A 22,840-nucleotide genomic window follows, 5' to 3' on the forward strand; every position below is an offset into this window, starting at 1 on the left:
AAATATTGTGACCGCCGCTGATTAAATGTGGGAGCGGGCTTGCTCGCGAAGGGGCCGGCAAAAGCACCCTCAGCCCTTCTGATTCACCCGCTCGCGCAAATACTCGAGAACCGCCCCGCGCTCCCCGGCAAACTCGATCCGTGCGTCTTTCTTCTCCCGCTGAAACGCGTACATCGGATCGTAATACTCGCGCAGCAACCCTTCGATCCAGCCCCGATGCAGATCCACCGCGCCACTGCGGGCCTGCTCCGCCAACGCCTCTTCCATCAAAATCAACATGCGTTGATGACGTTCGCCGCCCAGGCGCTTCTGCACATTGTTCAGGCTCGCCAGCAACCGTTCGGAAAACAACGCAAAGCCCTCCTCGCCATGCACGTCGATGAATTCGGCGCATAAATCCACCACGTAATCGCGCAGGATCCGCTCGACCCGACCTTCCTGGCTGTCTTCCAGCCAGACCATCGGGAATTGCTGCATGCCCTGGTACAGCGGCAACGGCAACGCACAACTGCCCACCGCACGGCTCTCGTCTTCCAGTACGAACTGCTCGATGCCCCGGGCGCGCTTTTTCAATACATCCACGGCCAAGCGGTTTTCGAAGTCGATATTGGAAGGCTGGCCCGTGGCGCGTTTGCCGAAGCTGGAGCCGCGATGGTTGGCATGACCTTCAAGGTCCACGCCGTTGTCGAGTTGCGTGAGCACCTCGGTTTTACCGGTGCCGGTCATGCCGCCCAACAGGACGAAATCACACTGGGTCACGGCTTGATCGAGGGTGTCCAGCAGGAAGGTACGCATGGCCTTGTAGCCACCGCCCACCCGTGGATAGTCGATGCCCGCCTCGTCCTTGAGCCATTGCTGGACAATCTGCGAGCGCAGGCCGCCGCGAAAGCAATACAGATAGCCCTCCGGATGTGCCCGGGCAAAATCGGCCCAGGCCTGGATGCGCTCGGCCTTGACCGCGCCCGACACCAGTTGATGCCCCAGCACGATTGCCGCTTGCTGGCCGTGCTGCTTGTAGCAGGTGCCGACCCGCTGACGTTCAAGGTCATTCATCAACGGCAGGTTGACCACGCCGGGAAACGAGCCCTTGTTGAATTCGACTGGCGCGCGGGTATCCATCATTGGCCGGTCGTTGATGAAGATGTCGCGGTAATCGGTGTAATCAACAGACATCAAAACACCTCGACCGCGTTGCTCTGTCGCTCGACCAGTTCACCGATCGGTTCCAGGCTCAGGCCCAGTTCGGCGGCCACCGAAAGGAATTGTTCGTTGCCTTCTGGTGTCACGGCAATCAACAGGCCGCCGCTGGTCTGCGGGTCGCAAAGCACGCGTTTGTGCAGTTCCTGAAGGCGTCCGAGTTTGCTGGCGTAACTGTCGTAGTTGCGCAGTGTCCCGCCCGGTACGCAGCCCTGTTCGAGGTAATACTCGACGCCCGGCAAGCGCGGAACGCGGTCATACTCGATACGCGCAGTGAGCTGGCTGCCGTCGGCCATTTCCACCAGGTGCCCGAGCAGGCCGAAACCGGTGACATCGGTCATGGCGGTCACACCATCGAGCTTGCCGAAACGGCTGCCGGGTTTGTTCAGGGTACACATCCAGTCCCTGGCCAGGCCGATATCGGCGTTGCGCAACTTGCCCTTTTTCTCGGCGGTGGTCAGGATGCCGATGCCCAGGGGTTTGGTGAGATAGAGCAGGCAGCCGGCCGTGGCGGTGTCGTTGCGCTTCATGTGGCGCTTTTCCACCAGTCCGGTGACGGCCAGGCCAAAGATCGGTTCTGGCGCGTCGATGGAGTGCCCGCCTGCCAGCGGGATGCCCGCCGCGTCACACACCGAACGCCCGCCGCGTATCACTTCCCGGGCAACTTCCGGCGCCAGCACGTTCACCGGCCAGCCCAGAATCGCAATCGCCATCAAGGGATCGCCACCCATCGCATAGATGTCGCTGATCGCATTGGTGGCGGCAATTCGGCCGAAATCGAACGGATCGTCGACGATCGGCATGAAAAAATCCGTGGTCGAGACCACGCCGCGTTCTTCATCGATGGCATACACCGCCGCGTCGTCACGCGAGGCATTGCCGACCCAAAGCTTCGGGTCGAGGTTCTGCGCCCCGCTGCCGGCCAGGATCACTTCCAGCACCTGGGGAGAAGTCTTGCAACCGCATCCAGCGCCGTGGCTGTATTGGGTCAGGCGAATCGGTTCGCTCATAGGGGCACCTCATTGGGTCAATGGGGCCGATTCTAACAGAGCGAGGCCTGCACAAGGCGTTGCGCGACCATGGACCTTGTGGGAGCGGGCTTGCTCGCGAAGGCGGCGTGTCAGGCAACATTCATAGTGACTGATACACCCTCTTCGCGAGCAAGCCCGCTCCCACAGGGGGTGGGTTATGGCAGCAGAATCACCTTGTCACCACTGCCTTGATTCACTTCGGCATAGCGCTCCAGGCCTTCAGCCAGTGGCGACTCGAACAACCCCTGGGGCAATGGCAACAAGTCTTGATCGAAGAACCGGCCAAACTGGTCGAGCATCGCTGCACAGGCCTGTACCCCGTACAGCAACGAGTTGATCCCCACCACTGAGCCACCCTTGCGATACAACGCCAGGGCCGGCAACTGCACGTGACCATCCGCGGGCGCTGCAATGATCGCAATGCGGCCGAACGCGGCCAGGGCTGGCACCGAAGCCGGCAGCCAGAAACCGGTGGTGTCGAAAATCACGTCGGCACCGCCGGCATAGACGGCGTTGACCTGAGCCCCGAGGTCTTCAGGTTTATTCAGTTGCAGGGTCTGATAGCCTTGGCCCTGCAAGTCATTGACCTGCTCCGGACGCCGCGCAGCCGCCAGCACCCGGGCACCGCGCACCTTGGCCAGGGCCAGCGCGGCACTGCCGACCGCCCCGCCACCAATGACCAGCAATCGGGTTTCAGCCGTAACCAGGCTGCGCTCCAGCGCATCCCACGCCGTGGTGTACGGCACGCCGAGGCTGGCGGCCTGGGCGAAGCTCAAATGCGCGGGTTTGAGCGCCACGCCATTGGCCGGCAGCTTGACGAACTGCGCATGGGAACCGTCGGCGAAAAAACCCAGTTCCCGGCCCGTGCCCCAGACTTCCTGACCGATCAGCGCCTGCGGGCCAGCCACGACAACACCGGCAAAATCACGACCGGGAATCCGCGGCAAAGTGGTGTAGGGAAAACGCCCCAGCACGTTCTTCACATCGCTGGGGTTGAGACCGGCGGCCTTGATCTCGACCAGCACTTCATCGGCACCGGGAACGGGGGTAGGCACCTCAACGTAGCGCAGGGCCGACAGATCACCGGTTTTATCGAATTGCAGAGCTTTCATGGGCATATCCATCGAGTCAAAAAGGGTTCAGGAGATCCAGCCAGCCACCAGCTCGCGGCCCATCGGCCAGAGCTTTTCGCCGGCGAGCATGCCCAACAGGCCTACCAGCGCGATGGCCGGGGGTGCGGGGGAACGAAAATCCAGGGCGCCGTAGAGCAATCCGACGCCCAGACCGATGGCCAGTGACATGAGGTAGTTCATGGCAGACTCCAGGGGCAATTGAGGTATGCGCCGAGTCTAGAGGGCGACGCCTGCGGGCATCGGCCAAGTGCTTCTGAATTTCGGCCAAAGCATGGCGTCGGCGAATTCAGTCCTGGCGTTGCGCCGAGGGAAACTGCGAAGGAGCAACCCCCAGTTCACGACGAAACATGTCACTGAAGCTGCTCGGAGAATAGCCCAGCTCCCGGGCAATCGCGCTGACCGGTACGCCCTGGATCAACTCGGCCACTGCCGTTGCCAATTGCACCTGTCGCCGCCACTCGGCGAAACCCATGCCCAGGCTGTCCTTGAACAAACGCGCCAGGGTCCGCACGCTGGCACCGGCGTTTTCCGCGTGTTGCTCGAACGGGATATCCAGCGATGGCGCCGACATGACCGCTTGACACAGGTTCATCAGCCGTCGGTCGGAATCATCCGGCAGCGGGATTTTCAGCAGCGAGCGCCTCGCCCGCCTGAGCTCCAGCAGCGCCAGCCCCACCAACGCGTCGTAATACTCGGGCGGCCCGTCGTTGCCCTGCTCCACCAGACCGACGATCAGTTCGCGCAGCAGTCCACCGACCTCGATGACTTGCACGCTGTCATCCAGGGTCGCCGCCAGGGACGGGCGCAAGTAGATATTGCGCATTTGCAGGTCGGACACCACGCGAATCCCGTGGGGCACACCGGGCGGCAGCCACACCGCCCGCTGCGGTGGCACCACCAGCGCCTCGTGCGGCGTCTCGACCCACATCACCCCACTCATTGCATACAGCAACTGGCCCCAGACGTGCTCGTGGGGCTCGATGTACAACCCGCGCGGATAGGTGCGAGCCAGCGGTTGCACAGGCACATCGGTGTCGCTCAGGTCAGGCGGTGCGGCAAGGGCCATGATCAATGTTCATTGGGGTTTCGGAAGCCTGCATGGTAACGAGGCGCCGAACTTGTCGCCAGCGACCGCCGCCGTCCTACAATTCGAGTGAATTTTCCTGATGGCACGCGATCCGTTTATGTACAACAGGGAGGAACCGGGGCTTTATGAACAGTGCAAAGTTATTCGTCATCGAGTACACCCTCCATGGCGCTCCGAAATCATTCATTATCCGTCTGGACAAAATGGACAACGCAGAAGCCTGGCATTGGGCGAGCTGTGACGCGGGGGTGGGGCGAATCCCCCGTTTTGGACGCGAGAAGGTACAAAAGACCAGCAAGCCGATGGCTGAAAAATTCGGCGTGGAAAACGTCAAGTGGCGTCCGGCGAACTGACGCCTGCCGCTGTCAACATGGGGGGGAAGGGAAATGGTCGCGACACCCGTCAGCAGCCCTGCGCAACTGGACTACGACCTGGACACGCCGGTTGGCCGCATCACCAGGAGCGCCGAGTGCCGGATCGGCCTGGAGCAAGTCGAAAATGACGCATATTGCTTTGCAATACGCGTCTGCGCGCCACTGCCGGAAGACCTGGAGCAGGCGAAGACCCTGGTGCTGCGGGTCGAGGGGCGGCGCTTGCAGGGCACCGTCCGCCACAGCGAACGCCTGGAGGATGACAGCCTCAGGCTGGAAGTGGAGCCGGACTAGGCTCCACTTTGGCATGTACCGTGGTTTTCAGTGGGCACACTTGCAGCCTTGGGAAGCGCACTCCTCGCCGTGCTCATGGTGTTTGGCGCAGGCTTCACAGCAATAGTGCTTGCCGTGACGGGCAATCGGATGTTCACCGAGTTTGCAGGAACATTTCGGGCAATCGCAGATACTTTCGCGGTCAATCATGGAGTTGACTCCTCAAGCAAGGTCGTACAGTGCTCGGATACACAGAATAAGTGTAGTGGCTGTCGCTCCTGCCGATCACAAATCCCTGTGGGAGCGGGCTTGCTCGCGAAGGCGGTGTGTCAGACAACATCTATCGTGACTGACACTCCCTCTTCGCGAGCAAGCCCGCTCCCACAGGTTTTGTCTCTGTTCTGTCAGATACGAAACTGTCCGACCAGGCTGCCCAGGCGCTGACCGAGGTCGGCCAGGCTGCGGGAGGTTTGCGCACCGAGTTGGGTTTCGTCGGCGACGTTGTCCACGGCCACGGCAATCTGATGCACGCTGCGGTTGATCTCTTCGGCCACGGCGGTCTGTTCTTCAGCGGCGCTGGCGATCTGTGCGTTCATTGAATTGATAGTCGCGATCAACTGGGCCATGGTGTCCAGCGAAGCCCCCGCTTCGTTGGCCTGGGCCGAGGTGCCGTCGCCGGCCTCGCTGGAGCGACGCATCGCCTCCACTGCCGACTGGGTGCCGGCCTGCAGGCGGTCGATCATGCCCTGGATTTCCTGGGTGCTGATTTGCGTGCGGCTGGCCAGTGCCCGCACTTCATCGGCCACCACCGCAAAACCGCGCCCGGCCTCGCCGGCGCGAGCGGCTTCGATGGCCGCGTTGAGCGCCAGCAAATTGGTTTGCTCGGCAATCGAGCGGATCACCCCGAGTACGCTGACAATCGACGACACATCTTTTTGCAGGCTGTCCAGGGACACGCCGCTGCTGCGGATGTCGTCGACCAAGGCATGGATCTTCTCGATGCTGCCGGCCACCACACGCTTGGCCGCCTGACCTTCTTCGTCGGTCTGTTGGGCAGCCACCGCGGCATTCTGTGCGCTCTTGGCCACTTCCTGGGCCGCCGCCGACATTTCGTTGATCGCCGTAGCCACCTGATCGGTCTCATGGCGCTGACGTTCCATGGCCTGATCCGAGCGATGCGCCTGGTCGGACACCTGGCTCACCAGCCCGGTCAGTTGCGAGGTCATTTCGGTGATCTGGCGCACCAGGCCGTGGATCTTGTCGACGAAGCGGTTGAACGAGCCAGCCAGTTCGCCCAGCTCGTCCTGGCTGGTGATGGTCAGGCGGCGGGTCAGATCACCCTCGCCCGCCGCGATGTCGTCGAGGTTGGTCTTCATCAAATGCAATGGACGCAGAATGGTGTTGGCCAGCAACATCCCGGCAGCGGCGATCACCAGTAGCACCACGACCGCCACGCCGACGATACTCAGCACCATGCCTTGCATGCGCTCCTGGACCTTGGCTTCGACCACGGCCACTTGCGCTTCGATGCCGTCGAGGTTGACCGAGGTGCCGACCGCCATGTCCCACTTCGGCAGGTATTCGGTGTAGCCGAGCTTGGGCACCAGCACCTGGGTGTTGCCGGGCAATGGCGAGCTGTATTGCAGATAGTGCGTACCGTCCCTGGCGACTTTCACCAGGTCGCGGTTGACGTAGACACCGTTCGGGTCGCGGTTGTCCTTAAAGCTCTGGCCCACGCCTTCCGGGCTGTTGGCCTTGAACAGGCGCACGGTGTTGGAGTCGTAGCCGAAAAAATAACCGTCCTTGCCATACGTGATGCTCGACAGCAGCTTGATCACCTGGGCCCGCGCTGCGACGTCGCCAGGGGCGGCCGCGTCGTAGAGCGGCTTGATCGTGGTCATGGCCACCGCCACGTAGCTTTGCAGGGTCGCCTTGGCATCGCTGAGCAGACGCTCGCGGGTCTGCTCGACTTCCTTGCGGGCCTGTTCCTGCAGAATGAACAGCGTGGTCAGGCTGATGACCAGCGCAAACAGCAACACCGGGAGGACGGCAAGGGACAGGACTTTAGCCTTGAGGCTCATGCGCATGACGTTCACTCTTTTTATTTTATTGGCGTGGGTAAAAGCTTTAACGGCACGCCGGGGCAAAAGTTGAACGCGGTCAGTCGGACCACTGTAGATCCCTTGTGGGAGCGGGCTTGCTCGCGAAGAGGGAGCGTCAGTCACTATAAATGTTGTCTGACACGCCGCCTTCGCGAGCAAGCCCGCTCCCACAGGGATTTCGGGGTTACAACACCATCGCCGCCACCCAGCCAAACACCAGCAGCGGCAGGTTGTAGTGCAGGAAAGTCGGGACCACGGTGTCCCAGATGTGATGGTGCTGGCCGTCGATGTTCAGGCCGGAGGTCGGGCCCAGGGTCGAGTCCGAAGCCGGCGAACCGGCGTCGCCCAAGGCTCCGGCCGTGCCGACGATGCATACGATCGCCAATGGGCTGAAGCCCAGTTGCACGCACAGCGGCACGAAGATGGCCGCCAGAATCGGCACGGTGGAGAACGAAGAGCCGATGCCCATGGTCACCAGCAACCCCACCAGCAACATCAGCAAGGCGCCGATGCCCTTGCTGTGATCGATGTACGACGCCGACGACTCGACCAGCGTCTGCACCTCACCGGTGGCCTTCATCACTTCGGCAAACCCGGAGGCTGCGATCATGATGAAGCCGATCATCGCCATCATTTTCATGCCTTCGGTGAACAAATCGTCGGTGTCGCGCCATTTGACAATGCCCGACACCGAAAAAATCAGGAAACCGGCCAGTGCACCGATAATCATCGAATCCAGCAACAACTGAATAATGAACGCCGCCGCGATGGCCACGCCGGCGACCATCAGGCTCAGCGGGTTGTATTGCACCGCCACTTGCTCGACCTGTTCGATCTTTGCCAGGTCGTAGACCCGCTTCTTGCGGTAGCTGACAAACGCGATCAACAGGCCCGCCACCATGCCCAGGGCCGGAATGCCCATGGCGTGGGTCACATTGATACCGCTGATGTCCACACCGCTGCGGGCGACGTTGGCCAGCAGGATCTCATTCAGGAAGATGTTGCCGAAGCCCACCGGCAGGAACATGTACGGCGTGATCAGGCCGAAGGTCATCACACAGGCGATCAGTCGACGGTCCAGTTGCAGCTTGGTCAGCACATATAGAAGTGGCGGCACCAGCAACGGAATAAAGGCGATATGAATCGGCAGGATGTTCTGCGAGGCGATGGCCACCACCCACAGCAACCCAATCAGCAGCCACTTGACCTGCCCGCCAGCGCTGGCGTGCTGGCGGTCGACCATCGCCAGCGCCTTGTCGGCCAGCGCATGGGCCATGCCGGACTTGGCAATGGCCACGGCGAAAGCACCGAGCAAGGCGTAGGACAACGCCACCGTCGCCCCGCCGCCAAGGCCACTGTTAAAGGCCTTGAGGGTCGCGTCGATGCCCAGGCCGCCGGTCAAGCCACCCACCAGCGCACCGACAATCAGGGCGATGACCACATGCACGCGGGACAGGCTGAGGATCAGCATGATGCCGACCGCGGCAATCACTGCATTCATTTCGTTACCTCGAGACAAACGGAAAGACTCCGTCCGGCAGTCTGCGTGAGCCGCCAGCGGATAAAGGAATGGGTTTTATTAGAGGGCGCGCACTTTGAATGAAGCAGCGGCAAGCTGCAAGCCTCAAGCCGCAAGCTTTTGTGTTTCCCGCTTGCAGCTTGAAGCTTGTAGCTCAAGAAAGCTGCTTTTATGCCGCTACAGTGCAAAGTCTCAGATATTTATCGAATAAGGACGTCTCCATGTCGCTCAGACAACTTTCCATTCAATGGAAAATCACCCTGCTGGCCGGGCTGTGCCTGGCGGGCATCGTGACCCTGCTGGTGGGTCTTTCGCTGTACCGCATGGAGCACAGTTCCGAGCTGGTGAAAGCCTCGAGCATGGAGATGCTGACCGAAGCGGCTCAGGCGCGGATCGAGTCCCAGGGCGAAAACCAGGCACTGGGGATTCGCCAGCAGTTCATGGACGCCTATCAGTATGGCCACGGCTTTTCGCGGCAGGTGCTGTTCCTGCGTGAACAGGCCGAGAAGCGCTTTCTCGATGCCTTCGACCTGCGCGAAGACCTGACCCGCCAGGTCAAGTCGGCCCTGCAAGCCAACCCGGAGCTGCTCGGCCTGTCCCTGGTGTTCGAACCCAATGGGCTGGACGGCAAGGACGAACTGTTCACCGGCCAAGCCGAACTGGGCAGTAACGAAAAGGGCCGTTTCGCCCTGTACTGGTCGCAGCCGACGCCGGGCAAAGTGACGTCCATGGCGCTGCCGGAAAAGGACATGGCCGACACCAGCACCGGCCCCAGCGGCGAAGCGGCCAACGCCTGGTTCACCTGCCCGCGCAGCACGCTCAAGCCGTGCGTGATCGAACCCTACTTCTATGAAATCGACGGCCAGAACGTGCTGATGACCAGCATCGTTTTCCCGCTGATGGTCAATGGCAAAGTCATCGCCTCGCTGTCGGTGGACATTAACCTCAACAGCCTGCAAGCAGTCAGTCTGGGCGCGAGCAAGAAACTCTACGAAGGCCAGACCAGCGTCAGCATCATCAGCCCGGTCGGTTTGCTCGCCGGCTACAGCCCGGACGCCAGCAAACTCAGCCAGCGCCTGGATGCCGTGGACAAGACCAGCGGTGCCGAACTGCTGCGCATGCTCGCTGCCAGCAGCAAAACCACCAGCCTGAACAGCAATCAGCAACTGAAAGTGCTGGCACCGTTCCAGCCGATTCCCGGCGGCAAGTCCTGGGGCGTGTTGCTCGACGTGCCGGAGAAAGTCCTGGTCGGCCCGGCCGAAGCCCTGAAAAAGCAACTGGATGACAGCAACACCGCCGGTACGCTGGTCGAGCTCGGCCTGGGGGTACTCGCCGCGCTGCTTGGCCTCATGCTGGTGTGGCTGATGGCCCGCAGCGTGACCAAACCGATCCTCGGCGTGGCGCACATGCTCGAAGACATCGCCAGCGGCGAAGGTGACCTGACCCGTCGCCTGGCCTACGACAAGAAAGATGAACTGGGCCAGTTGGCCGGCTGGTTTAACCGTTTCCTCGACAAGCTGCAACCGATCATTGCCGAAGTGAAACGCTCGGTGCAGGACGCCCGCAGCACGGCGGACCAGTCGTCCGCCATTGCCACCCAGACCAGCGCCGGCATGGAGCAACAATATCGGCAGGTCGATCAGGTGGCGACCGCGTCCCATGAAATGAGCGCCACGGCCCAGGATGTCGCCCGAAGCGCCGCGCAAGCGGCCCATGCCGCGCGGGATGCCGATCAGGCGACCCGTCAGGGTCTGACCGTGATCAACCGCACCACCGCCAGCATCGATAACCTCGCGGCCGACATGAGCGCGGCCATGGTCCAGGTCGAAGGCCTGGCAGCCAACAGCGAGAAGATTGGCACGGTGCTGGAAGTGATCCGTGCGATTGCCGAGCAGACCAACCTGCTGGCCCTCAACGCCGCGATCGAAGCGGCCCGGGCCGGTGAAGCCGGGCGCGGATTTGCCGTGGTCGCCGATGAAGTGCGCAACCTGGCGCAGCGTACCCAGGAGTCTGTCGAAGAAACCCGCCTGGTGATCGAACAACTGCAAAGCGGCACCCAGGAGGTGGTGGGTTCGATGAACAACAGCCATCGACAGGCCCAGGGCAGTGTCGAACAGGTTGGCCAGGCCGTGACGGCACTGCGCCAGATCGGTGACGCGGTGACTGTGATCAATGACATGAACATGCAGATCGCCAGCGCCGCCGAAGAGCAAAGCGCGGTGGCCGAGGAGATCAACAACAACGTGGCGACCATTCGCGACGTGACCGAGTCGCTGTCGGGCCAGGCGAATGAATCGGCACGGGTCAGCCAGTCGCTCAACAGCCTGGCGAACCAGCAGCAGAGTCTGATGGATCAGTTCCGCGTTTAAGCGGCGTGGAGCCCTTGTGGGAGCGGGCTTGCTCGCGAATGCAGTGTGTCAGACGCAATCTTTGCTGACTGATCCACCGCATTCGCGAGCAAGCCCGCTCCCACACTTGTTTCCCACATTTATTTCTGCGCCCCGCTCAATGAAGTGATGGCGAGTGGATATCTGCCGCAAGGTGATTATGCTTCTAGGAACCTTGCAACGTTTCGTAGCGTCAACCTGTATGCAAGACCCGTAATCCGATGACATCAGTCCCAGGGCCTGGGTAGGGTAAGTGTTAGTGGGAACTCCGGCCTACAACAAGAGCAAGACGGAGAAAACTCATGGCAGCAATCGACAATGCAACCACGGGCAGCGCGCCCCACCACGGGATCACCAGGGAGGAGCGCAAGGTCATCTTCGCCTCGTCCCTGGGCACCGTGTTCGAATGGTACGACTTTTACCTGTACGGCTCCCTCGCGGCGATCATCGCCAGGCACTTCTTCGCCGGTGTCAACGAAACGACTTCCTTCATCTTCGCCCTGCTCGCCTTCGCCGCAGGCTTCGCCGTTCGGCCCTTCGGCGCCATCGTGTTCGGTCGGCTGGGCGACATGATCGGGCGCAAACACACCTTCCTCATCACCATCGTGATCATGGGCGTCTCCACGGCCGTGGTGGGTTTGCTGCCGGGCTACGCGACCATCGGCGTAGCCGCGCCGATCATCCTGATCAGCCTGCGCCTGCTGCAAGGCCTGGCGCTGGGCGGTGAGTACGGCGGCGCAGCTACTTACGTGGCCGAACATGCACCCAAGGGCAAACGCGGCTATTTCACCTCATGGATTCAGACGACAGCCACCCTCGGCCTGTTTCTGTCACTGCTGGTGATCCTCGCCTGCCGTACCGTGCTGGGCACTGAAGCCTTCGAGGCCTGGGGCTGGCGGATTCCATTCCTGCTGTCGATCCTGTTGTTGATTGTCTCGGTGTACATCCGCCTGCAGCTCAGCGAGTCGCCGGTATTCCAGAAAATGAAAGCCGAAGGCAAGTCCTCCAAGGCACCGTTGACCGAATCCTTCGCCCGTTGGGACAACCTCAAGATCGTGATCATGGCCCTGCTCGGTGGCACCGCCGGCCAGGCCGTGGTCTGGTACACCGGGCAATTCTATGCGCTGTTCTTCCTGTTGCAGACGCTGAAGATCGACCCGCAGACCGCCAACTTGCTGATTGCCGGCTCGCTGCTGATTGGCACGCCGTTCTTCGTCATATTCGGCAGCCTGTCCGACCGCATCGGTCGCAAGGGCATCATCATGGCCGGCTGCATTATCGCGGCACTGACGTACTTCCCGATCTTCCACGCGTTGACCCAATACGGTAACCCCGACGTGTTCGTTGCACAGGAGAAGAATCCGGTCTCGGTAATCGCCAATCCCGGCCAGTGCTCGTTCCAGTTCGACCCGGTGGGCAAGGCCAAATTCACCAGCTCCTGTGACCTGGCCAAGAGCGTGCTGGCCAAAAAGGCCATCCCCTACCAGAACGTGAACGCCGAGCCGGGCGCCGTTGCGCAAGTCCGCATTGGCCAGAAAGTGCTCGAGAGCTTCGAGGGCACCGGCATGCCGGCCGCCGACTTCAAGGCCAAAAACGACGCGTTTACCGCCGCGCTCACCACCGCCCTCAAGGACGCCGGCTACCCCGAGAAGGCCGACCCGGCCAAGACCAACTACCCGATGGTGTTGCTGCTGCTGACGATCCTGGTGATCTACGTGACCATGGTCTACGGCCCGATTGCCGCGTGGTTGGTGGAATTGTTCCCGGCGCGCATCCGCTACACCTCGATGTCGCTGCCCTACCACATCGGCAACGGCTGGTTCGGCGGCTTCCTGCCGACGGTGGCGTTCGCCATGGTGGCGGCCACGGGGGATATCTACTACGGGCTGTGGTATCCGATCGTCATTGCGGTGATGACGGCGGTGCTGGGTATTTTCTTCATGCCGGAAACCAAGGATAGGGAGATTCATCACACCTGAGGCCTGCCAGCCAATCAGTGAAACCCCTGTGGGAGCGGGCTTGCTCGCGAAGGCGGAGTGTCAGCAGACATTTTTATCGACTGACACTCCGCCTTCGCGAGCAAGCCCGCTCCCACAATGAAACTCAGTGTTTGGGCAATTCGATCACAACCTTCAGACCGCCCCACTCGCTCTCCAGCAGCGATAGCCTGCCACCCCAGGTATCGACGATGTCGCGCACGATGCCCAGGCCCAGGCCGTGCCCGTCGGTCTGTTCGTCCAGCCGCGTCCCTCGACCGAACACCTGATCACGGCGGTCTTCGGGAATGCCCGGGCCGTCGTCCTCGACGCTGAGCTCGAATCCCCCGGCGGTCTCGACAACACTCAGCCGGATCTCGGCGTCCGCCCATTTGCAGGCGTTGTCGAGCAAATTGCCCAGCAGTTCCAGCACGTCTTCGCGATCCCAGGGCAACTGCAAACCGGCCGGAGCGCGGTAGCTTAGCGCCAGGTGTTCGCCGTGAATCATGTTCAAGGTTGCCAGCAATCCCGGCAGTTCGGCGTCGCAATCGAACAATGCGCCCGGCAGTGCATCGCCGGACAAGCGTGCGCGATTGAGTTCGCGATTGAGCCTCTGCCGGACTTGCTCCAGTTGTTCCTTGAGGACTTTGCGAAGTTGCGGGTGGGCCTCAAGCTGCTCACTTGAGGCCAGGCTCAACAACACCGCCAGCGGTGTCTTCAGGGCATGGCCGAGATTGCCCAAGGCGTTGCGCGAACGCTTGAGGCTGTCTTCGGTGTGGGCCAGCAAGTGGTTGATCTGCGCCACCAGTGGCTCAAGTTCCACCGGCACCTGATCATCGAGTTGCGAGCGCTGACCCTGCTGCAACTGCGCGATCTGTTCGCGTGCCTGTTCCAGCGGACGCAAGGCGCGGCGCACGGTGATCCGTTGCAACAACAGAATCAGCAGCAGCCCTGTCAACCCGAGGCCCAACCCAACCTGTTGCATACGCCGGAAGCTCTCGCGTATCGGCGTGTAATCCTCGGCGACACTGATGGAAATCGGCAGCCCCAAACGCCGATAGTCCGTACGCAGCACCAGCAACTGTTGCCCTTCCGGCCCCAGTTGCAGGTTGCCGTGCAGACCGGGGTGATCGAGCGTCGGCAGTTCCTGATCCCATAACGAACGGGAACGCCAATGCCCGTCAGCAAAATCGATGCGGAAATAGTGCCCGGAAAACGGTCGCTGATAGGCCGGTGACAGGCGTCGTTCATCCAGTTGTAAGCCTTGCGGACCGCGCACCAGCGCCGCCAGCAGGCTCTCGCTGTCATTGCGCAACCCGGCTTCGAGGTAGCGCTGCAAACCCATTTCGAACAGCCACAGGCTGGTTTGCGCCAGCACCAGGCCAACGACCACCATCACGCTGATCAGGCCCAGGCTCAGGCGGCGCTGGATCGATCTCACCGGGCTTGCCCGCCGAACAGGTAACCCTGGCCACGACGGGTTTCGATCACGCTTTTGCCGAGCTTGCGGCGCAAGTGGTTGACGTGGACTTCCAGCACATTGGAGTCGCGCTCGGTTTCACCGTCGTAGAGGTGTTCGGCGAGGTGGCTTTTGGAGAGGATCTGCTCGGGGTGCAACATGAAATAACGCAACAGGCGAAACTCCGCAGCGGTCAGCTGAATGTCCGCACCGTCGCGGGCAACACACTGGCGACCTTCATCCAGATGCAGCCCGGCGGCCTGGAGCGTCGGCTGGTTGACCTGGCCATGGGAGCGGCGCAGCAACGCCTGGATGCGCAAATGCAGTTCTTCGGGATGGAATGGCTTGGTCAGGTAATCGTCGGCGCCGGCCTTGAGACCTTCGATGCGTTCGGCCCAGGAACCACGGGCCGTCAGGATCAGCACCGGCGCGGCCAAACCCGCCGCGCGCCATTGCGCCAGCACCTCAAGCCCCGGCACGCCCGGCAAACCGAGGTCGAGGATGATCAGGTCATAAGGCTCAGTACTGCCCTGATGTACCGCGTCGCGACCGTCGGCCAGCCAGTCCACTGCGTAACCCTGGCGGTTGAGACCGGCCAGCAGTTCATCGACCAGGGGCACATGGTCTTCCACCAGAAGCAAACGCATGGATCAGTCTTCCTTGTCTTTGAGTAAACGGCCGGTGGTGGCATCGATGCCCAGCTCGCGGACCACGCCCTCAGGGCTCAGCAGCTCGACTTCATAAATGTAGACGTCGTGTTTTTCTTCGAGCTCGGCTTCCAGCAGTTTCGCGCCGGGGTAGCGATCCATTGCCTGCTGCAGCAGTTGCTCCAGCGGCAGGATCACACCTTGTTGACGCAGGCGCAGGGCTTCATCCTGATCCAGGTCACGGGCCATCACTGCCGAGCAAAATGCCAGAAGCACCAGCGCCATCCGCCCGCTGGTGCATCGATTGAGCAAAAACACCTTCATTACCAATCCTGATGATCCTTGAGAAACTGCCCGCTGACAGCGTCTAATTCCACGTCCCAGTCGATGCCCTGAGGATCGTGCAGCTCTACTTTGTACAGGTAGCAGCCCGGACTCACTGACGGTGGAACCCGGATGCCTGGCCACCGCGCTGGCATTGAGTGTCTCGAAAGACACAATGGTACCAGCGTCGCGCAATCTCAGCGCTTCGTGCGGGCCAGGTTACCGGGCGTGGGCGACACCTTAACCGGATCAACTTAATTGAAACTGAATGGCCATCACGGCTGACAGCGCAATCCCCTGTGGGAGCGGGCTTGCTCGCGAAGGCGTCATGTCAGCCAGTTCAATGCTCAATGACACACCGCTTTCGCGAGCAAGCCCGCTCCCACAGGGGGTGCGTATAATCCTTGCGCTTGCCACACATCGAGACCGGTATGACCGCCATTCACATCAAGTTCCCTTCCCTGACCCTCAAGGCCGGCCCGCGTGCTTTTGCGCGCATCCGTGAGAGCGGCTTGAACGCCGCCGATGTCGGCACCCTGCCCGGCGCAGCTGGCGGCCCGAAGGCATTGGGGATTCAGGGGCTGGACCTGGCGCTGTTCGGCGAGTGGCTGCCGGCGGCACCGCGGGAACGCTCGCTGATTGGCGCATCGGTGGGTTCCTGGCGCTTCGCCAGCGCCTGCCTGCCAGACGCCGCCGAGGGCATCCGGCGTCTCGGGCAGCTGTACACCGAGCAGAACTTTGCCAAGGGCGTGACCATGGCGCAGATCAGCCAGAGCTCACAGCGCATGCTCAACGACCTGCTTGACGGTCGCGATGCCTCGATCCTCGGCAACAGCGATTACCGCCTGAACATCATGGTGGTCAAAAGCCACGGTCTGCTGGCCGACGATCATCGCGGTCGCCTGGGGCTGGGGCTGTCATCAGTCATCGCCGACAATCTGCGCGGCCGGGCGCGGCTGGCACGGCACTTCGAACGCCTGATCATCCACGACCCGCGCCTGGCGCCGCCGGTCGACGCCTTGAATGACTTTCCGTCGCGCTTCGTCGCCCTCAGTTCCGACAATTTGCGCCAGGCCTTGCTGGCTTCGGGTTCGATTCCGATGGTGATGGAGGGCGTGCGCGACCTGCCGGGTGCCGGCGCCGGTATCTATCGCGACGGCGGTCTGCTGGACTATCACCTGGACCTGCCTTACAGCGGCAGCGACATCGTGCTCTACCCGCATTTCACCGACCGGGTGATTCCTGGCTGGTTCGACAAGACCCTACCGTGGCGCCGCGCCTGCCCGACACGCTTGCAAAATGTGCTGCTGCTGGCACCGTCGAAGGAATACCTGGCGCGCCTGCCCTACGGCAAACTGCCGGACCGTAACGACTTCAAGCGCTTCATGGGCGACGCCCCGAGCCGGCAGAAATACTGGCGCACGACGATGGATGAGAGTCGCCGCCTGGGCGACGAATTCCTCGAACTGGCCGCCAACGGTCGTCTCGGCGAGCGCTTGCTGACCCTTTAGTCAGGACAAACTGTTAAACTCGCCACCTGCCCGAATCGCTGCGGCGAACGCCACCTGAACAGAGCTGAAATCACTGTGGAAATCTTCAAGGAATTTACTTTCGAATCCGCCCACCGCCTGCCCCACGTCCCGGAAGGCCACAAGTGCGGGCGCCTGCACGGTCACTCGTTCAAAGTGGCAATCCACCTGAGCGGCGACCTCGACCCGCACACCGGCTGGATCCGCGACTTCTCGGAAATCAAGGCGATCTTCAAGCCGCTGTACGAGCGCCTCGACCATAACTATTTGAATGACATTCCCGGGTTGGAGAATCCGACCAGTGAAGTGTTGGCCAAGTTTATCTGGAATGAGATGAAGCCGTTGTTGCCGGAGCTCAGTGCGATTCGCATCCATGAAACCTGCACCAGCGGTTGCATCTATCGCGGCGAGTAATCTTCAGGCAACACGGCTCCCCTGTGGGAGCGGGCTTGCTCGCGAAAGGGCCGCGCCAGTCACCATCAATGTTGAATGTCAGGCTGCCTTCGCGAGCAAGCCCGCTCCCACGTCGGAATGCGTTTCGTCAGTCGTTCAGTTAGGCGAACCCGCTACGCCTTCCTCGTAGCAGCTGGCGTAGCCTGCGTCCGGCTGCGCAGCAGTCGTAAATCCGGCTTGCATGATCTCTCTGACGTACCGCGAACTCTGATGTTGCGACTGCTGCGCAGCCTGACGCTGATCGACCCGATGGCGCTGACGCCCTGGGGTTCGCCGTTCGTGCGGCGACCCGACTTGCCCGTAAAAGGAGCAACCCGGTGCCAAGGCTGACTCAGCCCTTGAGCACCCGCGCCAGCGTTGACTTCACCTTGCCCATCCCGTCATGCAATGCCTGCTCTATCTCGGCCATAGTGATTACCGCCGTCGACTTGCCCGCCGCCGGGTTCACCACCAGCGCCAGACAGGCGTAATCCAGCTCCAGTTCGCGAGCCAGGGCCGCTTCCGGCATGCCGGTCATTCCAACAATGTCGCAGCCGTCGCGCTCCAGTCGAGCGATTTCAGCCACTGTCTCCAGGCGCGGTCCTTGAGTGCACGCATACACACCATGACTGCTGTAGCCCACACCCTCTGCCGCCAGCGCCGCGATCAGTTGCTGACGCAAGGGTTCGCTGTAGGGGTAGCTGAAGTCGATATGGGTGACGTGTTCCAGGTCATCGGCAAAGTAGGTGTGCTCACGACCACTGGTGTAGTCGATCAACTGATGCGGCACGCAGAAATGCCCGGTCCCCATGGCAGCATGGATGCCGCCCACGGCGTTGACCGCCAGGATGGCTTCGGCACCGGCCTGCTTCAGTGCCCAGAGGTTGGCGCGGTAGTTGACCTGATGCGGCGGAAAACGATGCGGATGACCGTGACGCGCGAGGAAAAGCACTTCCTTGCCGGCATACTCGCCGATCTGAACTTCGGCCGAAGGTGTGCCATAAGGCGTGTCCACTGCCAGTGACTGACGAATGCTCAAACCTTCGAGCTGAGTCAGGCCAGTGCCACCGATAATCGCGTAAACCGTCATAACGAACAGTCCTTAATCAATCAATTGAGCTTCTTTGAGCGCGCCGACAGCGGTGAGCCAGCGCGGGTCCTGACGGTATTCGGTATTGGCAAACGACTGACCGCGCATCCGCGCGATCCGCCCGGATGGCTTGACCTTCAGACGCTGGGTCGCGCTCAGGGCAAGTTCGGCAGCCGCACGGTCGTTGCAAACAAGCCCCATGTCGCAACCGGCAGTCAGCGCCGCTTCTATTCGACTCGCGGCATCGCCGACCACGTGAGCGCCGGCCATGGACAGGTCATCGCTGAAAATCACCCCGTCGAATTGCAGTTCGCCACGCAAAATATCCTGCAACCAGCGACGGGAAAAACCGGCCGGCTGGGTATCGACTTGTGGATAGATCACATGGGCCGGCATGACCGCGGCGAGTTGCTTGCTCAACCTGGCAAACGGCACCAGGTCGTTGGCGCGAATCTCATCGAGACTGCGCTCATCATTCGGGATCGCGACGTGGGAATCCGCTTCGGCCCAGCCATGACCCGGGAAGTGCTTGCCGGTGGCCGCCATGCCTGCACTGTTCATCCCGCGGATGAATGCACCGGCCAATCGGGCGGCACGCTCCGGGTCACCCTCGAACGAACGGGTACCCACCACAGCGCTGCGTTGGTAGTCGAGGTCGAGCACCGGGGCGAAACTCAGGTCCAGGCCAACGGCCAGAACTTCGGTCGCCATGATCCAGCCGCATTGCTCTGCCAGGTATTCGGCGTTCGGGTTGTCGGCAATGGCGCGCATGGCAGGCAAGCGCACGAAACCCTGACGAAGGCGCTGCACACGGCCGCCCTCCTGATCCACAGCCAACAACAAATCGGGACGGATGGCGCGGATTGCCGCACTCAATTCACGCACCTGGCGTGGATGCTCGATGTTGCGGGCAAAGATGATCAGGCCGCCCACTTCGGGTTGGCGCAACAATTGGCGATCTTCAGCCGTCAGCCAGGTACCGGCGACGTCCACCATCAACGAGCCTTGCAAGCCAGCAGTCATAGATATTCCTTGATAACAGAAAACCCGCCCTGCACGAATACGCCGCCAAGGGCAAGGCCCGGCAGTTTGGCGATATCAATGGGAAACGGGTTCAGAACGAGAGTCGGCATGGGCGGCTAGCTTAGCGGATGTCAGCTGCCGCGCCCACCCATGTGCGGTTATACCTTGGCGGCAACCGGGGTCGACTTGCTACGCGGACGCAACTGGGCAGTGGCCATGGCCGCATCAGTCACGCCAGTCTCGGCACGCATGCCAGCAGCGAGGAATGGCACCATCAGGCGCATGACTTGCTCGATGGAGGTGTTCACGCCGAAGTCGGTTTCAGCAATCGCACGCAAGGCCTTGATACCGGACATGCTGAACGCCGCAGCACCCAGCATGAAGTGCACGCGCCAGAACAGTTCGATGGGCGGAATGCGCGGCGCCGCCTCATTGACCAGCATCATGTAGCGGCGGAACACCTTGCCGTACATGTCTTCCAGATAGCGACGCAAGTGCCCCTGGCTCTGACTGAACGCCAGTCCCAGCAAACGCATGAAAATAGACAGATCGTTGCCGCTGCGCGGCTGCACCACCAGTGCCTGCTCGACAAGGATTTCCAGCAACTCTTCAAGAGTAGGCTTGATATCGGGCTTGGCCTGGCGCCGCTCCAGCTCTTTATCGAGACTGATGCAGAACGGCCCGAGGAACCGCGAGAAAACCGCTTGAATCAACGCCTTCTTCGAACCGAAGTGATAGTTCACCGCCGCCAGGTTGACACCCGCCTTGCTGGTGATCAGACGCAACGAGGTTTCGGCGAAACCTTTTTCCGCGAACAACTGCTCGGCAGCATCAAGAATGCGTTCAACGGTTTCCGACTGGGCCATGGCTACTCCGCCTGACAAACACTTGTTTGAAACATACGTTTCAGCCTGCGCCTTGTCAAGCCTGGCAGTTCGTTTCGGGAATGGTCGGTCAGATATTTAACCACACAACGGTGAAGCTTCAATCCACTGACTGATTGACCGTCCGGCGGACACTGAAAAATGGAGCATTGCCAAGACCGTCTCACTGTATATAATCCCAGTCACTGTATAAAAAAACAGAGCGATCAAAATGCTAAAGCTGACGCCACGACAAGCAGAGATTCTGGCTTTCATCAAACGCTGCCTGGAAGACAACGGATATCCACCCACCCGTGCGGAAATCGCTCAGGAACTGGGCTTCAAGTCACCCAATGCGGCGGAAGAACACCTCAAGGCACTGGCCCGCAAAGGCGCAATCGAGATGACGCCTGGCGCCTCCCGTGGCATTCGCATCCCCGGCTTCGAAGCCAAGGCCGACGATTCCACCCTGCCGATCATTGGCCGGGTTGCAGCCGGCGCCCCGATTCTTGCGCAGCAACACATCGAAGAGTCCTGCAACATCAATCCTGCCTTCTTCCATCCGCGCGCCGACTACCTGCTGCGCGTCCACGGGATGAGCATGAAGGATGTCGGCATTTTCGACGGCGACCTGTTGGCCGTCCACACCACCCGTGAAGCCCGTAACGGCCAGATCGTGGTTGCGCGAATCGGCGACGAAGTGACCGTCAAGCGTTTCAAGCGCGACGGCAGCAAAGTCTGGCTGATTGCCGAGAACCCCGAATTCGCCCCTATTGAAGTGAACCTTCAAGATCAGGAACTGGTGATCGAAGGCTTGAGTGTCGGCGTCATTCGCCGCTAAAGGAGGCATCATGCAGTTCCCACAGACATCACCACAGCAAACCCAACTGCCGTTGTTCGAAGCGTTCATGGCACAGCCATTGGCGCCGATCCTGAAAGACGTAGTCGAGTCCCCCTGGAGCGCCGAGCCTGACGTTTTCAGCGAGCTGTCACTGCGTGGTGCAGCCGGGAACTGCCTGAGCCTTCTGGCACCGATCCTTCGGGAATTGAGCCAGGACCAGGACGCACGCTGGCTGACACTGATCGCGCCACCCGCCAGCCTGACCCAAGCCTGGTTGCGAGATGCCGGCCTCAACCGTGAACGCATTCTATTGCTGCAACCGCGGGGTACCCAGAGCGCCCAACAACTGACCTGCGAAGCTCTGCGCCTGGGTCGCAGCCACACGGTAGTCAGTTGGATCAACCCACTGAGCCCGCAATCGCGACAACAACTGATCAGCGCCGCCCGCACCGGAGACGCTCAGAGCCTGAACATTCGACTGGGTTAACTGAAAGACAAAACGCGTGTCTCACCGCGTGAGGCTTCTCCAGGGACAGAGAAGCCGATGAGTCGCGATATCAAGAAAAACGACAAACGGGGATCAATGAAGAACCCGTGGCCCCTCATCCTTGTCGAACTCGCCTTCAACCAGGCGACCCGCCATCTGAACACCCACGCTCAACATCGCCTTGGCGACTTCCACGTGCTGCCCTTGCAGGAATGCCTTGGCGTCCTCGGAGAAATCCAAAGTAACCAGAGAACCCTCGTCCTCGGCCCTGCGCAGCTCGATACGGCCGTCTGGTAACTCGACAATTTCTAGAAAGGACGTTGGCATAAAGGACTGTTCTCCACGAAAGGCGGGGATTATATAGGCATCGCGCCGGCTTCGCTTGGGATCTTGACCAGATGTCATCCCAAAACTGTTTCTGTCAGCACTCGTTCAGGCCTTCGCGAAAGCGGATCGCCAATCCTTTCAGGTTCTGACGCCAACTCTCCAGTTCCTCCCGGCTCAACTCCTCCGGCGCGTCCTCCTCATCCAGATTTACAGCCTGAATCAGTGGCTGGGTCACATCCCCCTTCGGCTTGTGCGGCGCCCGTGGCGGCTGAAACAGCGCAGCATAAGCAGCCAACAGCTTGGCCAGCCAGGTTTCCGGGTTATTGGCCAACTCAACCAACTCAGCCATTTCCGGAATAGCGATGGTTTCCAGTACCTCACGAGTCAGCAACAACTCCGCACGGGGCGCATTGGCTTGAGGCAAGCGATAGAAACCGGCGATTTCGTGACACAGACCCAACAGAGCACCGTACAGGTGAAACAGCGCGGATTCGCGTCCAGCCTGGATCAGCGCCAGCGAATTCATCGCCCGACCCTCTTCAGTGCGAGCCAGTGCTTCCAGCGACAAGCCGGCGAAATAAATCTTCTGATTGGTGCGGGTATAAAGTTCGTGGGCCATGACGGCAGCCTCCACAACGAAATAATTGCTTCATGCAGGTTGGACAGTGTCGTGGATCAGCCGATCCGACCGCAAGCCCCTAATGCCAGTCAGTTAAGCGGTAACGCGATCTGTAGCAGCTGC

The 22,840-nt window shown here is 61.1% G+C and carries 23 protein-coding genes and 4 pseudogenes; 9 read left to right on the top strand and 18 right to left on the bottom strand.

Going from position 1 to position 22,840, the window contains the following annotated elements:
- Positions 1–69 precede the first annotated feature (69 nt).
- The 5 genes from mnmH to ABIA48_RS05115 form a co-directional block, all read right to left on the bottom strand.
- Entirely contained in the window at positions 70–1,173 is a 1,104-nt protein-coding gene (mnmH, locus tag ABIA48_RS05095; RefSeq protein ID WP_429487295.1) for a tRNA 2-selenouridine(34) synthase MnmH, read from the bottom strand.
- Positions 1,173–2,207: a selenide, water dikinase SelD gene (selD, locus tag ABIA48_RS05100; protein ID WP_429487296.1), complete on the bottom strand. Its 1,035-nt coding sequence runs from the start codon at positions 2,205–2,207 to the stop codon at positions 1,173–1,175. The genes mnmH and selD overlap by 1 nt, the downstream gene beginning before the upstream one ends.
- Positions 2,208–2,383: 176 nt before the next feature.
- A complete protein-coding gene (locus ABIA48_RS05105) occupies positions 2,384–3,340 on the bottom strand; it encodes a quinone oxidoreductase family protein (RefSeq protein ID WP_429487297.1) in 957 nt (318 codons plus the stop codon).
- A gap of 27 nt (positions 3,341–3,367) precedes the next feature.
- The gene (locus ABIA48_RS05110; protein WP_007982408.1) at positions 3,368–3,541 is read right to left on the bottom strand and encodes a DUF1427 family protein; all 174 of its coding nucleotides are present in this window, start codon (positions 3,539–3,541) and stop codon (positions 3,368–3,370) included.
- A gap of 106 nt (positions 3,542–3,647) precedes the next feature.
- On the bottom strand, positions 3,648–4,427 hold the full coding sequence (locus ABIA48_RS05115; protein WP_429487298.1) for an AraC family transcriptional regulator: 780 nt from the start codon (positions 4,425–4,427) through the stop codon (positions 3,648–3,650).
- Positions 4,428–4,573: 146 nt separating this feature from the next.
- On the opposite strand from ABIA48_RS05115, the gene ABIA48_RS05120 reads away from it, so the two are divergent.
- Together ABIA48_RS05120 and ABIA48_RS05125 are read left to right on the top strand one after the other, a co-directional pair.
- Positions 4,574–4,801, top strand: coding sequence for a DUF6555 family protein (locus tag ABIA48_RS05120; protein ID WP_007982405.1), 228 nt, complete (start codon positions 4,574–4,576; stop codon positions 4,799–4,801).
- Positions 4,802–4,834: 33 nt separating this feature from the next.
- Positions 4,835–5,113 (top strand): hypothetical protein, encoded by a 279-nt coding sequence (locus ABIA48_RS05125; protein ID WP_108230287.1) that lies wholly within the window; start codon positions 4,835–4,837, stop codon positions 5,111–5,113.
- Positions 5,114–5,140: 27 nt separating this feature from the next.
- Here the strand turns inward: ABIA48_RS05125 and ABIA48_RS05130 are convergent, their stop codons facing one another.
- The 4 genes and pseudogenes from ABIA48_RS05130 to ABIA48_RS05145 all read right to left on the bottom strand — a co-directional run bounded on the left by ABIA48_RS05130 (position 5,141) and on the right by ABIA48_RS05145 (position 8,695).
- On the bottom strand, positions 5,141–5,302 hold the full coding sequence (locus tag ABIA48_RS05130; protein WP_007982401.1) for a metallothionein: 162 nt from the start codon (positions 5,300–5,302) through the stop codon (positions 5,141–5,143).
- A gap of 194 nt (positions 5,303–5,496) precedes the next feature.
- A complete protein-coding gene (locus ABIA48_RS05135) occupies positions 5,497–6,318 on the bottom strand; it encodes a methyl-accepting chemotaxis protein (RefSeq protein WP_429492794.1) in 822 nt (273 codons plus the stop codon).
- A gap of 36 nt (positions 6,319–6,354) precedes the next feature.
- Positions 6,355–7,179 (bottom strand): annotated as a pseudogene (locus tag ABIA48_RS05140) (cache domain-containing protein); the annotation flags it as partial.
- A 199-nt stretch (positions 7,180–7,378) separates the two neighbouring features.
- Positions 7,379–8,695, bottom strand: coding sequence for a Na+/H+ antiporter family protein (locus ABIA48_RS05145; protein WP_429487299.1), 1,317 nt, complete (start codon positions 8,693–8,695; stop codon positions 7,379–7,381).
- A 458-nt stretch (positions 8,696–9,153) separates the two neighbouring features.
- On the opposite strand from ABIA48_RS05145, the pseudogene ABIA48_RS05150 reads away from it, so the two are divergent.
- The 3 genes and pseudogenes from ABIA48_RS05150 to ABIA48_RS05160 form a co-directional block, all read left to right on the top strand.
- Positions 9,154–10,224, top strand: a pseudogene (locus ABIA48_RS05150) (HAMP domain-containing protein); the annotation flags it as partial.
- A 294-nt stretch (positions 10,225–10,518) separates the two neighbouring features.
- Positions 10,519–11,082: pseudogene (locus tag ABIA48_RS05155) on the top strand (methyl-accepting chemotaxis protein); the annotation flags it as partial.
- Between the two features lie 320 nt (positions 11,083–11,402).
- On the top strand, positions 11,403–13,079 hold the full coding sequence (locus tag ABIA48_RS05160) for an MFS transporter (RefSeq protein WP_429487300.1): 1,677 nt from the start codon (positions 11,403–11,405) through the stop codon (positions 13,077–13,079).
- A 124-nt stretch (positions 13,080–13,203) separates the two neighbouring features.
- On the opposite strand, the gene ABIA48_RS05165 is transcribed toward ABIA48_RS05160, so the two are convergent.
- From ABIA48_RS05165 to ABIA48_RS05180, 4 genes and pseudogenes are all read right to left on the bottom strand, one after another.
- Positions 13,204–14,517: an ATP-binding protein gene (locus ABIA48_RS05165; protein WP_429487301.1), complete on the bottom strand. Its 1,314-nt coding sequence runs from the start codon at positions 14,515–14,517 to the stop codon at positions 13,204–13,206.
- Positions 14,514–15,182, bottom strand: coding sequence for a response regulator transcription factor (locus ABIA48_RS05170; protein ID WP_429487302.1), 669 nt, complete (start codon positions 15,180–15,182; stop codon positions 14,514–14,516). The genes ABIA48_RS05165 and ABIA48_RS05170 overlap by 4 nt, the downstream gene beginning before the upstream one ends.
- 3 nt (positions 15,183–15,185) lie before the next feature.
- Positions 15,186–15,506, bottom strand: coding sequence for a PepSY domain-containing protein (locus tag ABIA48_RS05175; protein ID WP_429487303.1), 321 nt, complete (start codon positions 15,504–15,506; stop codon positions 15,186–15,188).
- Positions 15,506–15,722 (bottom strand): annotated as a pseudogene (locus ABIA48_RS05180) (PepSY domain-containing protein); the annotation flags it as partial. The pseudogene ABIA48_RS05180 and the gene ABIA48_RS05175, both read right to left, overlap by 1 nt.
- Positions 15,723–15,937: 215 nt before the next feature.
- Here ABIA48_RS05180 and ABIA48_RS05185 point away from each other — a divergent pair.
- On the top strand, positions 15,938–17,017 hold the full coding sequence (locus tag ABIA48_RS05185) for a patatin-like phospholipase family protein (RefSeq protein WP_429487304.1): 1,080 nt from the start codon (positions 15,938–15,940) through the stop codon (positions 17,015–17,017).
- Positions 17,018–17,092: 75 nt separating this feature from the next.
- Positions 17,093–17,449: a 6-carboxytetrahydropterin synthase QueD gene (gene queD, locus ABIA48_RS05190; RefSeq protein WP_007991413.1), complete on the top strand. Its 357-nt coding sequence runs from the start codon at positions 17,093–17,095 to the stop codon at positions 17,447–17,449.
- A gap of 370 nt (positions 17,450–17,819) precedes the next feature.
- Here queD and ABIA48_RS05195 read toward each other — a convergent pair whose 3' ends face one another.
- The 3 genes from ABIA48_RS05195 to ABIA48_RS05205 all read right to left on the bottom strand — a co-directional run bounded on the left by ABIA48_RS05195 (position 17,820) and on the right by ABIA48_RS05205 (position 20,446).
- Complete coding sequence (locus ABIA48_RS05195; RefSeq protein ID WP_429487305.1) at positions 17,820–18,557, bottom strand: S-methyl-5'-thioinosine phosphorylase; 738 nt, start codon at positions 18,555–18,557, stop codon at positions 17,820–17,822.
- Positions 18,558–18,569: 12 nt separating this feature from the next.
- On the bottom strand, positions 18,570–19,568 hold the full coding sequence (gene nagZ / locus ABIA48_RS05200) for a beta-N-acetylhexosaminidase (protein WP_429492796.1): 999 nt from the start codon (positions 19,566–19,568) through the stop codon (positions 18,570–18,572).
- A gap of 170 nt (positions 19,569–19,738) precedes the next feature.
- Positions 19,739–20,446 (bottom strand): TetR/AcrR family transcriptional regulator, encoded by a 708-nt coding sequence (locus ABIA48_RS05205; RefSeq protein WP_007991408.1) that lies wholly within the window; start codon positions 20,444–20,446, stop codon positions 19,739–19,741.
- 229 nt (positions 20,447–20,675) lie between these two features.
- Between ABIA48_RS05205 and lexA the strand changes: the two genes are divergently transcribed.
- Together lexA and sulA are read left to right on the top strand one after the other, a co-directional pair.
- The gene (gene lexA, locus ABIA48_RS05210; RefSeq protein WP_007974043.1) at positions 20,676–21,284 is read left to right on the top strand and encodes a transcriptional repressor LexA; all 609 of its coding nucleotides are present in this window, start codon (positions 20,676–20,678) and stop codon (positions 21,282–21,284) included.
- A 10-nt stretch (positions 21,285–21,294) separates the two neighbouring features.
- The gene (gene sulA, locus ABIA48_RS05215; protein WP_007991406.1) at positions 21,295–21,771 is read left to right on the top strand and encodes an SOS-induced cell division inhibitor SulA; all 477 of its coding nucleotides are present in this window, start codon (positions 21,295–21,297) and stop codon (positions 21,769–21,771) included.
- Between the two features lie 93 nt (positions 21,772–21,864).
- Here the strand turns inward: sulA and ABIA48_RS05220 are convergent, their stop codons facing one another.
- Together ABIA48_RS05220 and ABIA48_RS05225 are read right to left on the bottom strand one after the other, a co-directional pair.
- Positions 21,865–22,098, bottom strand: a complete 234-nt coding sequence (locus ABIA48_RS05220) for a hypothetical protein (RefSeq protein WP_007991404.1) — start codon at positions 22,096–22,098, stop codon at positions 21,865–21,867.
- Positions 22,099–22,192: 94 nt separating this feature from the next.
- Complete coding sequence (locus ABIA48_RS05225) at positions 22,193–22,717, bottom strand: DUF6586 family protein (RefSeq protein ID WP_204931562.1); 525 nt, start codon at positions 22,715–22,717, stop codon at positions 22,193–22,195.
- Positions 22,718–22,840: the final 123 nt, after the last annotated feature.

Source organism: Pseudomonas sp. S30_BP2TU TE3576 (assembly GCF_050436025.1).
GTDB lineage: Bacteria > Pseudomonadota > Gammaproteobacteria > Pseudomonadales > Pseudomonadaceae > Aquipseudomonas.

Bases quoted from the DNA above. Each gene is read 5' to 3' on its own strand.
- ABIA48_RS05110 (WP_007982408.1), bottom strand. From the start codon at position 3,541: ATGAACTACCTCATGTCACTGGCCATCGGTCTGGGCGTCGGATTGCTC.
- ABIA48_RS05115 (WP_429487298.1), bottom strand. From the start codon at position 4,427: ATGGCCCTTGCCGCACCGCCTGACCTGAGCGACACCGATGTGCCTGTG.
- ABIA48_RS05225 (WP_204931562.1), bottom strand. From the start codon at position 22,717: ATGGCCCACGAACTTTATACCCGCACCAATCAGAAGATTTATTTCGCC.
- ABIA48_RS05120 (WP_007982405.1), top strand. From the start codon at position 4,574: ATGAACAGTGCAAAGTTATTCGTCATCGAGTACACCCTCCATGGCGCT.
- sulA (WP_007991406.1), top strand. From the start codon at position 21,295: ATGCAGTTCCCACAGACATCACCACAGCAAACCCAACTGCCGTTGTTC.
- ABIA48_RS05170 (WP_429487302.1), bottom strand. From the start codon at position 15,182: ATGCGTTTGCTTCTGGTGGAAGACCATGTGCCCCTGGTCGATGAACTG.
- ABIA48_RS05145 (WP_429487299.1), bottom strand. From the start codon at position 8,695: ATGAATGCAGTGATTGCCGCGGTCGGCATCATGCTGATCCTCAGCCTG.
- ABIA48_RS05105 (WP_429487297.1), bottom strand. From the start codon at position 3,340: ATGAAAGCTCTGCAATTCGATAAAACCGGTGATCTGTCGGCCCTGCGC.
- ABIA48_RS05205 (WP_007991408.1), bottom strand. From the start codon at position 20,446: ATGGCCCAGTCGGAAACCGTTGAACGCATTCTTGATGCTGCCGAGCAG.
- ABIA48_RS05135 (WP_429492794.1), bottom strand. From the start codon at position 6,318: ATGACCTCGCAACTGACCGGGCTGGTGAGCCAGGTGTCCGACCAGGCG.
- lexA (WP_007974043.1), top strand. From the start codon at position 20,676: ATGCTAAAGCTGACGCCACGACAAGCAGAGATTCTGGCTTTCATCAAA.
- ABIA48_RS05160 (WP_429487300.1), top strand. From the start codon at position 11,403: ATGGCAGCAATCGACAATGCAACCACGGGCAGCGCGCCCCACCACGGG.
- ABIA48_RS05130 (WP_007982401.1), bottom strand. From the start codon at position 5,302: ATGATTGACCGCGAAAGTATCTGCGATTGCCCGAAATGTTCCTGCAAA.
- ABIA48_RS05175 (WP_429487303.1), bottom strand. From the start codon at position 15,506: ATGAAGGTGTTTTTGCTCAATCGATGCACCAGCGGGCGGATGGCGCTG.
- selD (WP_429487296.1), bottom strand. From the start codon at position 2,207: ATGAGCGAACCGATTCGCCTGACCCAATACAGCCACGGCGCTGGATGC.
- ABIA48_RS05185 (WP_429487304.1), top strand. From the start codon at position 15,938: ATGACCGCCATTCACATCAAGTTCCCTTCCCTGACCCTCAAGGCCGGC.
- ABIA48_RS05220 (WP_007991404.1), bottom strand. From the start codon at position 22,098: ATGCCAACGTCCTTTCTAGAAATTGTCGAGTTACCAGACGGCCGTATC.
- ABIA48_RS05195 (WP_429487305.1), bottom strand. From the start codon at position 18,557: ATGACGGTTTACGCGATTATCGGTGGCACTGGCCTGACTCAGCTCGAA.
- mnmH (WP_429487295.1), bottom strand. From the start codon at position 1,173: ATGTCTGTTGATTACACCGATTACCGCGACATCTTCATCAACGACCGG.
- ABIA48_RS05125 (WP_108230287.1), top strand. From the start codon at position 4,835: ATGGTCGCGACACCCGTCAGCAGCCCTGCGCAACTGGACTACGACCTG.